Below are 12,796 nucleotides of genomic sequence, written 5' to 3' on the forward strand. Positions count from 1 at the left end.
GGTGGAGCTGCCGGACGGCACCACGGTCTCCTACGGCTACACCGGTGGTCTCCTGACCTCGGTCACCGACCCGGCGGGCCGGAAGTCCTCGTACGCGTACGACACGAACAAGCGCCTGGAGTCCTACACCGACCCGGCGGGCGGTGAGGTCGAGAACGTCTACGACGGCGCGGGCCGCGTCAAGTCCCAGACCGACCAGAACGGCAGGACCACCACGTTCACCTGGGACGGCAAGAGCGGCGAGTCGCACACCACCGCGCCCGACGGCGGCGTGTGGACGGACGTGTACGCGGCGAACGTCCTGATGAAGACGGTCGACCCGTACGGCAAGAGCGTCACCTACGACTACGACCGCAAGCTGCGCCCCAGCGCCATCACCGACCAGCGCGGCAACACCACCGAGATGACGTACGACGGCGCGGGACGCATGCTCACCCGCACCTCACCGGCCACGCTCGGCTACAAGGAGAGCTGGGGCTACGACACCGCAGGCAACCTCACCAGCCACACCGATGGCCGCGGCCACAAGACGACGTATGGGTACACCGCGAACCGGCTGACGTCGGCGACGGACCCGACGGGCGGCAAGACCCTCTACGAGTACACCGCGCTCGGCCAGTTGGAGACGATGACAAGCCCGCGCGGCAAGGTCACCGGCTACGGCTACGACTCCGCGGGCAACCGGACGTCGGTCACCACGCCGCTCGGCGAGAAGACGACGTTCACGTACGACAAGGCTGGCCGCGTCCTGACCAGGACCGACCCGCGCGGGAACGTCTCCGGCGCGGCCCCGGACGCGTACACCACGAAGTACACCTACGACGGCCGCGGCCTGCTGACCTCGGCCAGGGACGCGCTTGGCCGCACGACCACCTATGAGTACAACGGCGCCGAGCAGCTCTCGTCGGTACGCAACCCGGCGGGCGACACCGCCACCCTCGGCTACGACTGCGCGGGGAACCTCACCCGCACTACCGACCAGGCGGGCAAGTCCCTCACCCGCACCTACGACGCGAGTGGACGCCTCGCATCGCGCACCGACGCCGAAGGCGGCAGGACCACTTACACGTACGACAAGGCGGGCCGGCTGCTCAGCAGCGTCTCGCCGCGCGGCAACGTCTCCGGCGCCGACCCGGCCGCCCACACCACGACGTACGGCTACGACGCGGCCGGCAACCTGACGGAGACCACAGGGCCCACCGGTGCGACGACCAGGACGACCTACGACGCCGTCAACCGGCCGCTCGTGGTCACCGACCCGCTGGGCCACACCACCGGCTACACCTACGACGCCAACGACAACGTCACCAGGACTACGGACGCCGCAGACAAGTCGACCACCGCCGTCTACGACAAGAACAACCGCCTCAGCAGCAGCACCGACGAGCTGGGCAAGACCACGACGTACACCTACGACGCCGACGGCAACCTGACCGGCCGCACCTCTCCGCTCGGCCACAGGTCGAGCTGGACCTACGACGGCGACGGCCGCCGCGCCACCTCGGTCGACCCGCGCGGCAACGCCACCGGCGCCGACCCTGACCAGTACACAACGGTGTACGGCTATGACCCGGCGGGCAACCCCACCAAGGTCACCGACCCCCTCGGCGGGCTGACCACCACCGCCTACGACGCCCTGAACAAGGTCGTCGAGCGCAAGGACGCCGACGGGCGCACCACCACCTACGGCTACGACGACCTGGACCAGCTCACCAAGGTCACCGCTCCCGGCGGCGCGGTCACCGCCTACGGCCACGACAAGCTCGGCAACCTCACCGAGCGCACCGACGCGAACGGCCACGTCACCGTCTACGGCTACGACGCGGTGCACCGCCTCACCTCGGTCACCGACCCGCTGAAGCGGAAGACGTCGTACACCTACGACGCGGAGGGACACGTCACCGGGAAGACCACCCCGCGCGGCACCACCGCCTACAGCTACGACCCGCGCGGCCTGCTCACCAAGACCGACTACTCGGACGGCACCCCCGACGCGACCTTCGGCTACGACGACGCCGGGCAGCTCACCGCCCGCGCCAACGCCAAGATGTCCGAGGACTTCGGGTACGACGCCGTGGGCCGGCTGACCAAGACCCGCGGCTTCGGCTACACCTATGACGCCGCCGGCCAGATGCTCACCCGCAAGTACTCCGACGGCAACACCCTCACATACACGTACGACGACGACGGCCGCACCGCGACCATGGCCGCCGACGGCAAGACCACCGCGTACACCTGGGACCCGGCGAACCACCTTCTCAAGTCGGCGCTGCCCAACACCGAGACCGAGGACCGCAGCTACGACCGGGCGGGCCGGGTCACCGCCGTCACGGCGAGCAAGGCGGGCACCACGGTCACAAGGACCGCCCTCACGCTGTCCGCGGCGGGCCTGCCCGAGCGCGTCGACGTCACCCGGGCCGGCGTCGGCACCGGCGGCTACGACCTCTCCTACGACGCGGCCGGGCGGCTCACCTCCGGCTGCGCCCCGCAGCCCTGGGCCACCGGCTGCCCCGCCGCCCGCGCCACCACCTACACCTACGACAAGGTCGGAAACCGGCTGACCTCCAACCTCGGCGACACCTCCACCGGCTACACCTACGACGCGGCCGACCAGCTCACCTCAGCCACCACCGGCACCACGACCACCGACTACGCTCACGACGCCGAGGGCAACCGGACCAAGGCCGGCGCCGACACCTACACCTACGACCTGGCCGGACAGATCTCCGCCGCCACCGTGGGCGGCACCACGTACGGCTACGACCACGACGCGAGCGGCAACCAGGTCACCACCCGCAAGGGCAGCGACGTCACCTCCCGCACCCAGTGGGACCCCAACGCGCCGCTGCCGCTCCTCGCCACCGAGTACGACAGCGCCTGGGCCGTCAAGCAGTCCTACCGCTACGACCCGCTCGGTCAGCCCACCACCACCAAGAACGGCGCCGGGGCGCTCTTCTACTACCACCACGACACCCAGGGCTCCCCGGTCGACGTCACGTCCAGCACCGGCACCCTCCACCAGCGCTGGGCCTACGACTCATTCGGCACCCGCGTCCTTGCCACCACCACGGGCGGCGCGCCCGCGAGCACCCCGGGATACACCGGCGCCCGGCACGAGCCCACCACCGGCAACCTCGACCTGCACGCCCGCCAGTACGACACCACCACAGGGCGCTTCACCCGGCCCGACCCGGCCGCCCGGAACCTGACGGCGCCGTACGTCTCCGCGTACGCCTACGCCGACAACGTGCCGAGCGCGCTCACCGACCCCAGCGGTCTGTCCCCGGACAACCCGGACAACGAGCGGGTCGACAACGTCGGCGAGGCGCTCGGCATCTTCAAGGACGCCTTCGTCGACGTCGCCAAGTCGCCGTTCGTGTTCCTCGGGGACCTGAAAGACGCCGCCACCGGCGAGAACGGCGGCGCCGGCGCCTTCATCGACAAGTACCTGCCCGTCCGCCCCGCCTACCGGCTCTACCGCGCCGAGACGATGCTCCGCCAGCAGGGCTGCGACGCCCTCGCCGACCTGTACGCCGACACCGCCGACGAACTCGCCCAGCAGCTCGCCCTCACCGGATTCGGCGGTCTCACGGGGTGGCGGCGGACCGCCGTGGCCACCGACCGGGAACTGCAGTCCGGCGGCTCGGCCTTCCGTAGGCCGCGCAGCGAGATGGACTTCGAACTGGAGTGGGCGGACCACGCCTATAACGCAATCCGCGCCGACGCCCAGCTCGACCGGGTGGCACAGTCCGCGGCCTCGCACGGCTATTCCGCGGCCGACATCAACCAGATCTACCGGCACCTGTTCATCGAGACGCACCAGCTCGACGCGGGCATGATGCGATTCGACGCGAATCCGCGCATTGCCAGGGCGCGGGAACGCCTCCAGGACGGAAATCCGCACCCCAGCGATTTCGATCTGCTGGCCCACGAGTTGTACGAGTCGAACTGGATGCGGCAGCACGGGGACCAGAACTACCGCCGGGCGCACCAGGCGACCCTGGACGCGGGCCGAACGTGGGACGAGCACGCTCCCGCGGCGGACGGGATAGGGTTCCGGTGATGACAGCATTCCTGACGTGCAAGAAAATCGCTTCTCTCGATACGGGCTCCGCCGTCTACGCCTGCGAGACCGCGGAAGGAGTCACCGGGAACGTCCTGATCGACCCGGGGGGATCGGTCGCCCGCCCGTGCACGGCGGAGGGACATCCTCTCGGCGCCATGCTTCTCGACAAAAGCGCCGGGAATGTGGAGAACCCCGACCCGGACCCGGGAATCCGGCGCGCTTTCCTGATGGCCGCCTCGGTGATCTTCCAGGAGCGGGAGCGGCAGGGGCACCTGCCTGACACGATCACGCGCACCTACTGGTAGGCGCCGGTTCACCGTCCGAGAGGCCGGGCCCTTCGCGGGCCCGGCCTCTCGTCGTGTGTCGCCGCCTCACGTGAAGAGCATCCCTATGGCGCACACCGCGAGGAACGTGGCGCCGAGGGCCGCGGCCACGGCTGCGCGCGGTCCGAGCGGGCGGGGACGGGCCGTGCTGAGTGCCGTCATCCTGCGGTGCGCGATGGCCAGGAAGCCCAGCCACAGCAGCAGACAGAGCGCACACGTGACGGCGTCCGCCACCGACGCGCCGTCGTGCAGCACCGCCCGCACCCCGAGCGCCGTGGCCACCGTGCACGCGAGCGTCGTACGCCGCCACGCGAGGCGGGTCCGCTCGGGCTGGAGCCCCGGGTCCCGCGGCACGGCCTGTGCCCCGCTCCTCCCTCCCACCCGAACACCACGATCACCACCATGGCGAGGGCGACCACCGCCACCAGCATCCCGAGCAGAGCCGGGAAGCGGGACGCGGGCAGGTCATCGCCGCGCCGCATGGCCGGCTCGCAGCGCACCCAGTGGTTGACCGCGCGCAGCGCGCAGAGCACCCCCGCCCCCGATCAGGGCGAGCGCGGTGCGCAGCCAGGCGAGGAAGGTTCGCTCGTTGGCGAGCGAGAAACGGTAGTCGGGCGTCTCGCCCTCCTCGCGGAGCCGCCCGGGGGCGAACCACAGCGGGTGCGGATTCTCTTCAGGGAAGGTCGTTGATCAAGCCCCGAGAGTTCGCCCCCTCCATCGTCCGCGCCGGCGACACGATCCAAGACGGCGGTGGAGGCAAGCGGCTGACTCTCCATGAGCGCGCGGAACCGGGTCTGCGCGCACTCCTTTTCGACGGACCGTGTCGCAGGCGAGCCCTCACCTGGCGGACCAGGCACAGGCCATCATCGAGGGCCGCACGTCCCGCCCGGACGACGCTCAGCGCCGATCGGGCAGCTGTAGCGGCAGAGATGTACGAGATCTGTTGCGGGTCTTTACTGGTGGTTTCAGAACGAGGGTCGGAGTCGCCTCAAGCGGATGATGCTGCAGGCCAGTTGGAGGAGACACCCGGAGTCGACCGATGTCGGCTGGTGTGCGGGATGGAGTGAGGACGAGCACCCCGACGTTTTCCGGCCGACGGAGGCGCTCTATGGCCGGTGACCTGGGATTGAACGTAGCGGACATGTACGCGACAGCGCACTTGATCGGTCGCTGTTCCACCCAATCGGGAGCTGTAGAGGGTCAGTTGCCTGGCGCCACCCGAGCCGTTGCGACTCTGGAAGGTAGGTCACCCGTGCATTCCGCAGCTGATGCCGAAGTCGCCGTCGTCACTCCCATGCGGCTGCGGCCGGACCGAATCGCGTACCTGATGAAGCTCTATGCGAGCCTGCGCGATCAGGACGTGAGGTGGGAATGGGTACTGGCTCTCGACGGCGTGTCTGCGGAGGATGCGCCGGAAGCCCTGCGTATGGATGCCCGTGTGAAGGTCGTCGCGCTTCCAAGACCAGTGGGAGCCGGCGCTGCGCGCAACTTCGCGATGAACGAGGTGACCGCCGACTGGCTGACCACCTCGGACGACGATGACGTGCTCCCCGCACAGTCGTTGTCCGTGCGCCTCCGCTACGCGCAGGAGCACGACCTGGGCTGGTGTGCAGGTTGGTCTGCCGACCTTCACCCCGACCGCTCGATCATTGCCTGGCGCTGCTCAACTCCGCCCGGTTTTCGCTCCCCTGGTGATGTCTGGCGCCACTGGGCGTCCCCGGAGACGACCATTCCCATCGGACCGACGACGCTCCTTGCGCGTACCGAGATTGTCCGCGCGAGCGGTGGCTATGCCGCGCTGCCCCAAGGAGAGGACCACTCCTATCTCGTCGGCGTCACCGGTGCTGCCCGATCCGGCCATGGAGCTGCAGGCGCGTCGGTTCGCCTGGAATCACGGCAAGCACCTGGAGTCGTTGCGAAGGGTGACGTGCTTGTAGGTTCCGCAGTTTCGTGAGCATTTCCGGGTGATCACGAACACCGGTCACGTTCAGTCGTTGTTGGGCCTGTTCGGCGGCCGGATCGCTGGACGGGGCCGACGGGGTGGCGGGGATGCCGATGCGTGGGCCGCACTGCTCGAAACTCATCGCACGCCCAGGCCGGCCTGGCCCGTCCGGTCCGCGGGATCGCGGGCGGAAGGCACTTGTCGTCGACGGGTTGCCATGCCGATCCGGACGCCCCCTCCGCCCGGCCGGAGGCGGCCGCGAGTGCGCGGGGGGCTGTCGGTGCCCACCTGCCGCCCTTGTAGGATCCCGTCCTGACGTCGACATTACGCGAGGGGGACGATCGTGGTTGAACTAGCGGAACTGATAGGCGAGTTGCGTAGCCAACTGGCGGTCGCCATGAGTGACGGCGCTGACGAGGCGGTGCGGTTCGAGCTCGGTCCCGTCGAGGTGGAGGCGACCGTTGTCGTCAGCCGCGAGGGGGGTGCGGACGCCAAGGTACGCCTGTGGATCGTCGACACCGCGGCCAACGGCAGGCACTCCCGCGCCGAGACGCAACGGATCACCGTCACGCTGCTACCGAAGGCCGCCGTGCCGGGGCGGGCCGGGGCGGGAACGTTGCTCATCGGCGGTGACGAAGTCGAGGGAGAGCGGTGAGAGGGGCGGGGAGCGGGCGGTGAACGGGCGTTCAGGCGGGCGCGTCGGCCGCACGGCTGACGGCCCGTCCACCGGCCTGGCACGGTGCGCGTCGGGGGTGGCCTGGTGCTGACGGCGGCGCTCGTCGCCGAGGTCATCGCCGACACTGCCGACGGCAGTCGGGGGCGGCGCGGTTCAGGGTATCTGGTGACGCCCGGCCGGGTGCTGACCGCCGCGCACGTCGTCGGCGGGGCGTCGGGCGTCCGCGTCCGTTTCCAGGCGGACCTGCCCGACGAGCGAGTCGTCGAGGCATGCATCGCGTGGATGCATCAGGGAATCGACATCGCCGTACTCGCGATCGAGGACACCGCGGGCGACACCGCGCCCGTCTCGTACGGCCGGCTCGGCGAGCAGGACGCCGTGGTCCGCTGCACCGCTCTGGGTTTCCCGCGCTTCAAATTGCGTACCGACGAGGACGGTTCGCGTTTCCGGGACGCGGAACACGTGCAGGCGAGCTGCGCAGCCTTGTCCAACCGGCGCGAGGGGACCCTCGATCTCAGCGTCGACTCGCCCCCACCGGACGGCTGGGAGGGAATGTCCGGCGCGGCCGTCTTCAGCAGCAGACACCTGATCGGCGTCGTCACCCGCCATCACCTGTCCGACGGCCCCGGGCGCATCGCGGCCGGTCGGGTGGACCGGTGGGCGCAAGCCCTGGCACCCGAGGAACTCGACGACCTGGAGGAGGTGTTGAAGGCCCGGCTGCATCCACAGGTGCTGCCGGACGTCGTACCTCCCACCCCGCATGACCTCCGCCAGGAGTCCTATCGCGCCTACCTGGGTGACTTCGCGCCGACGGACCTGAAGGACCGCCGCTCCGAGCTCGCGTCCCTCGTCGAGTTCTGCGGCGGCAGTGAGCCCTACCTGTGGATGCAGGGCCCGCCGTGGGCGGGCAAGACCGCACTCGCCGCGTGGTTTGCCCTCCACCCGCCGCGCGGGGTGGTCCCGGTCTGGCATTTCGTCACCGCGCGCTACGCCGGGCAGGCCGACAGCCGCTCCTACTCCGAAGCCCTCGTGGACCAGCTCGCCGCGATCGCCGGACGCGAACCGTCGGTCCGGCCCACGTCACCCGCCCACGGCGGGGAACTCAGCCTGCTGTTGCGTCAGGCGGCCGACCGCGCACAGGGGGACGGGCGCACCCTGCTGCTCGTCATCGACGGTCTCGACGAGGACCAGTCGCTCCAGCCCACCGGTTCAGGTCCGAGCATCGCCTCCCTGTTGCCCGAGCGTCTTCCGCCAGGCGTCCGTGTCCTGGTCACGAGCCGGCCTGGTCCCGGCGTACCGGCCGACGTCGCAGGTAGCCACCCGCTGCGGACGTGCCGGGTCCTGCTCCTGACTGCGAACGCCGCAGCGCTGCACACCGAACACGAGGCGCGGCATGAACTGCGCACCGCTCTGAGCAGCGCCGGCACGGAACGCGACCTGGTCGCGTTGTTCACCGCGGCGGGCGGACCGCTGAAGGTCGAGGACCTGTGCGGGCTCACCGGTGAAATGGAGTTCGCCCTGCGCCACCTGCTGGACAGCCGCTTCGGCCGCATCCTGCGGCGCGGCGGCAGCGTCCCGAAGGGACTGTCCGGGGACAGCACGGACCTTGTCACGAGCGACCGCGGTTACGTCCTGGCCCACGAGACCCTGCTCGTAGTGGCCCGGCGGGAATTCGGCCAAGACCTCGCGCCCTACCGGGAACGGCTGCACACCTGGGCGGCCGCCTACGCCCGGCAGGGATGGCCGGCCACCACCCCGGCATACCTGTTGCAGCCCTACGGCCGCATGGCCGCCGCACTGACCGGCCCCGAGAACGTCCGCCTTGCCGTCGCGCTCGCCACGGACCCCGCGCGGCACGCGCGGCTGCACGCCGCGACGCAGAACGACGCGGCGTGCCTCGCCGAGATCTCCGCGGTCCACGACAACGTGCGCCGGTCAGGCACGGAGGACTTGAACGCGCTGACGGCACTGGCGGTGGCGGGCGACCTGGTGGCCCGCCGCAATGAGGAGCTGCACCTGGACGCACCTGCGGTCTACGGACGACTTGGCAGGGTCCGGTTCGCCACAGGGCTGGCCCGCAGCGTCTTTCACCCGCTGAACCGGGGTATCGCCCTGGCGAAGCTGGCCCGTGCCGTGGCCGAGTCGGGTGACCGGCGTGCGGTGGGCCTGGCGGAGGAGGCCGTACGGCTGATCGACGCAGAACTCGGGGGACTCCACCCCAGGACGGCGACGCACTCCTGGTGGCGGGCGAAGGGCATACAGGCCGGCGCGCTCGCGGCGACCGGCCAGGAGGAGCAGGCTGTCCTCCTGCTCTCGGAATTGCCCCTCCCCTCGACCTCCGAGGACGCAACGGGTCTCGTCATGGCCGTGAACCTCGCCGCCGAATTCGTCCGGGACGCAAAGGCCATGGACGGACCTCTGCGCGCCGCGGAAGCCGTCCTCGGCAAGGTCGACCAACGGGTGGACCGCGCCGAACTCCTGGCGGGCATCGCGCAGGCGTGGGCGGACTGCAACCGCCCGCAGGAACGAGAGCGCGTCCACGACACACTGCTCGACCTCGTCAGGTCGGCCCCCGCGGATCACCGGTTCGTGCCCGTCGCCGTCAACGCCCTGCGGCCCACGCGCCCCGAGGCGGCGCAGCAACTGCTGGCGCGGGCCCTGGGGGAGGACACGCCTCACGCGCCCGGGTGGTTCGCCCGCGCACCCGAGACCGTCTACGCCCTGGTCGCCACGCGCAGCATGGACGAGGTGCAGCGCCTCATGCGGAAAACGGGACGTGGCAACGCGCCCCTGCCCGGGACCCGCGAGATGTTCGACGAACGGGCGATCGCGAAGTACCTGGCCGAGGGATGGGCGCGCGAGGGCAGGACCGAAGCCGCGGGGAACGCGCTCGCGGCCACGTGGAGCGGCGGGGTCCCCTACGAAGGCGGCGGCGCAGCGACCGTTGCCAAGCTGCTCGCTGAGGCCGGGCGGAGCGAGGAGGTCGAGACCTGGCTGGCGACAGCGACGGACATCCCGCGAAAAGCCGCCGCTGAGGCGTTGTCGGCACTGGCTCTGCACCATGTGACGGACGCCCCGGAGCGTGCGCTGCGGCTGCTGGAACTGGCTGTGCACGGCTTCCCGGGCCAGCGGCGGGAGCTGTCCCTCTACCAGCAGAATCAGTTCGTCGAACTCGCGGCCGGGATGGCGTCGGCGGGACGCCGCCACGACGCCGAGCGCCTGGTCGCCGCACTCACCGACAAGGCCGTGCAGGCCCGTGGCTGGAGCGTCGTCTCCCTCGCGGTGCGGCCGGTAAGCCGGCTCCGCGCCCTACGGCTTGCCCGGCGTGCTCTTTCGCTGCTGCCCGGGAACGTCGACTCGGGCGAGTCCCCCGGCGCAGGCACCGCGGTCGCCCAGGCTCTCATACGCGCCGGCGCGGTGCGCAGCGCACTGCGCGTTTTCGCGGAACACGCGCCCACCAGCGCACGCTCCGAGTCTTACATGTGCCGGATGAGGATTCGCCTGATACCGGCGCTTTGGGCGCACGCCCCGCGCGCGGCGGGTCGCATGGCTGACGAGGTGCTCCGAAGCCTGACCGAGGACGAGCACGAGGACGAGTTCGTGCTCGTCGCCGAACTGCTCGCCGCCATCGGCCACCGGGACGCCGCACGTGCCTCGGCGATAACGGAACTGCTCACAGAGCGGTCTCCCCGCTCCTACCGCTTCTACCTCGACCTTTCACGGCAACGGTGGAGGCCCGTATACGGGTATCACACCCCGCACTGGGTCGACCTCATGCTGGCCTGTCTGCTGGAGGCCACAACGGATCCCGACTACGCGCGTCGCGACTATCTCGACCCCCTGGCCAACGAGCACGGCGACGCACGGATCCCCGCCCCGCAGGCAGGGGCGTTCTCACTCGCGTACATGGCGCTCGCCGACCACGACACGGCAGCGGTCCAGGCCGGCCGCAGCCGCGGCGAGATCGGGCGCGCGGAGGTGCGCGCACGTCTTGCGGCGTATGTCGCCTGCCTGCCGACCGATGCGGCGGCACCGCTCTTCGAGGGGTGGGACGACATCCTGCCCCTCTTCCACCGGCTGACTTCCCTGCTCCTGCCCCCGTCGGCGGGCCCCGACATCCCCCGCGCCAAGGCCCTGCTGGCGGAGGCGCTCACCGCCGAAGGTTGGCACCACGCCGTCCCGGTACTCACGCACCTGGCCCCTGCGGCCCTCCTGCGGGCCGGAGAGATGGTGCTCGCGGAACTCAACGGCCGCCGGCAGGACGCGGTGCCTGAGGGCGTCGGTATAGAGGGCTGAAACGCGGGCCTGTTCCCGAGGCGTCAGTGTGCCGTGTCTGCCCATACCGGTGGCTGGTCCCCGGTGGGACACTGCGGTCGATGCCCCGGCCCGCTGTGCGTGGTCTGGTGGGCAAGACTCCGGTCGGCGCGCCAGTGGCGCCCTGCCTACTGCGCACCAAGTTCTCGCAGCATCTTCTGCTGATGGCGGTGTCCGACCGTCTCGTAGCCGATCACGGTGACGAACGGCGCGAGCATGACGACCAGCAGGCATACCGCGATGTCCACGCCGGCGGCGGCCAGGAGAACCGCAGTGAGCAGCACGGCGATGGTGAGGGCGACCAGAAGGATGTGGAAGCGGTCGGCTGTGGACAGCAGCAGGGTATGCAGGAGGTAGACCATCAGCATGTAGAGGCCGACCGGGAGCGCGAGGGCGAGGACGACGGCGGTGCCGGAGATCTTGGCGTGATGCTCCATGTACAGGCCCGCGACGTGGAGCCCGGCGCCGGCTGCGGCGACGCCGATGAACAGCGGAATGTGGCCGTAGCCGAAGAGATATCCGCGCTTGCGTCGGTGTACCAGGATGTCGCCGAACGGCGTCAGGAAGTACACCCACCACATGCCGAAGGTCAGCCCGACACCGGCGATGACCACGGCGATGGCGTTCCAGGTCCAGTGCGTTCCGTCCTCGCCGCCCAGGAGATCGCCGGAGGAAGCGACTGTACCGACGACGCCCTCGCCGAGGACGATGATCGCAAAGAGTCCGTACCGTTCGGCGACGTGGTGCGGGTGCCAGGGCGTGCCGCCCGCGGAACCCTGTGTGAGCACCGGCAGGACGAGTTCGAGGGCGCCCAGGACGCCGAACGCAGCGAAGACGACGGCGATCGGCATGTGGACGAAGGCCGCGACGATCCAGCCCGCCTGGACGATCAGCGTCCAGCGGATGTTGGCCATGCCGACGTCGTGGAACGAGGGAGACTGCCGGGCGGCGCGCCACCACTGGAGCACCATCGCGATCCGCATGACGACGTAGCCGATGACCATGGCGCGCAGTTCGAGGTGGCTGCCCTCCTCGACGGAGTGGAACATCGCCGGCAGGCCGAGTGAGAACACGACGACGCCGATCATCTGCAGCATCGTCAGGGCTCGGTAGAGCCAGTCGTCGGTGGCGAAGGCGGAGGCGAACCAGCTGAAGCTGATCCAGGCGATGCTGATCGCGAACATCGCCAGTACGAACGCGATGACCGCCTGCCCGGCATGCCCCCCGGCCACCATCTCGGCGAACTGGAACGCCGCCGTACCGACGGCGACCACGAACGTCAGATCGAACAAGAGCTCCAGCGGTGAGGCGGTCCGTCCGTGCTCGTCCGGGTCACGGCCGGTCATGGGGACCAGCCGTCGCGACAGTGCGAACTTGCCGGACGTGCTGGTGGGTAGGGGTTCATTCATGTGCAGCAGTATTTCTGACGCTTCTCGTGCCCGCTCGGACGCACTGCCGAGGTAGCGGCGAAGTTA

7 protein-coding genes and 1 pseudogene are annotated in these 12,796 nt (G+C 70.2%); 5 read left to right on the forward strand and 3 right to left on the reverse strand.

Annotated elements, in window-relative coordinates:
* Position 1 precedes the first annotated feature (1 nt).
* Both ACRAKF_RS04610 and ACRAKF_RS04615 read left to right on the forward strand, forming a co-directional pair.
* On the forward strand, positions 2–4,063 hold the full coding sequence (locus ACRAKF_RS04610; protein WP_447035512.1) for an RHS repeat-associated core domain-containing protein: 4,062 nt from the start codon (positions 2–4) through the stop codon (positions 4,061–4,063).
* Positions 4,063–4,371, forward strand: a complete 309-nt coding sequence (locus tag ACRAKF_RS04615; RefSeq protein ID WP_447035513.1) for a hypothetical protein — start codon at positions 4,063–4,065, stop codon at positions 4,369–4,371. Before ACRAKF_RS04610 ends, ACRAKF_RS04615 begins: the two co-directional genes overlap by 1 nt.
* A gap of 66 nt (positions 4,372–4,437) precedes the next feature.
* Here the strand turns inward: ACRAKF_RS04615 and ACRAKF_RS04620 are convergent, their stop codons facing one another.
* Both ACRAKF_RS04620 and ACRAKF_RS04625 read right to left on the reverse strand, forming a co-directional pair.
* A complete protein-coding gene (locus ACRAKF_RS04620) occupies positions 4,438–4,743 on the reverse strand; it encodes a DUF202 domain-containing protein (RefSeq protein ID WP_447035514.1) in 306 nt (101 codons plus the stop codon).
* Positions 4,744–4,760: 17 nt separating this feature from the next.
* Positions 4,761–5,046 (reverse strand): annotated as a pseudogene (locus ACRAKF_RS04625) (YidH family protein); the annotation flags it as partial.
* A 595-nt stretch (positions 5,047–5,641) separates the two neighbouring features.
* Between ACRAKF_RS04625 and ACRAKF_RS04630 the strand changes: the two are divergent.
* The 3 genes from ACRAKF_RS04630 to ACRAKF_RS04640 all read left to right on the forward strand — a co-directional run bounded on the left by ACRAKF_RS04630 (position 5,642) and on the right by ACRAKF_RS04640 (position 11,303).
* The gene (locus tag ACRAKF_RS04630) at positions 5,642–6,343 is read left to right on the forward strand and encodes a glycosyltransferase family 2 protein (RefSeq protein ID WP_447035515.1); all 702 of its coding nucleotides are present in this window, start codon (positions 5,642–5,644) and stop codon (positions 6,341–6,343) included.
* 331 nt (positions 6,344–6,674) lie between these two features.
* The gene (locus ACRAKF_RS04635; protein WP_447035516.1) at positions 6,675–6,986 is read left to right on the forward strand and encodes a trypco2 family protein; all 312 of its coding nucleotides are present in this window, start codon (positions 6,675–6,677) and stop codon (positions 6,984–6,986) included.
* 84 nt (positions 6,987–7,070) lie between these two features.
* Positions 7,071–11,303: a trypsin-like peptidase domain-containing protein gene (locus ACRAKF_RS04640; RefSeq protein ID WP_447035517.1), complete on the forward strand. Its 4,233-nt coding sequence runs from the start codon at positions 7,071–7,073 to the stop codon at positions 11,301–11,303.
* A 146-nt stretch (positions 11,304–11,449) separates the two neighbouring features.
* Here ACRAKF_RS04640 and ACRAKF_RS04645 read toward each other — a convergent pair whose 3' ends face one another.
* A complete protein-coding gene (locus ACRAKF_RS04645; protein ID WP_447035518.1) occupies positions 11,450–12,730 on the reverse strand; it encodes a low temperature requirement protein A in 1,281 nt (426 codons plus the stop codon).
* Between the last annotated feature and the right edge of the window lie 66 nt (positions 12,731–12,796).

It is taken from the genome of Streptomyces sp. DSM 118878, from assembly GCF_052936595.1.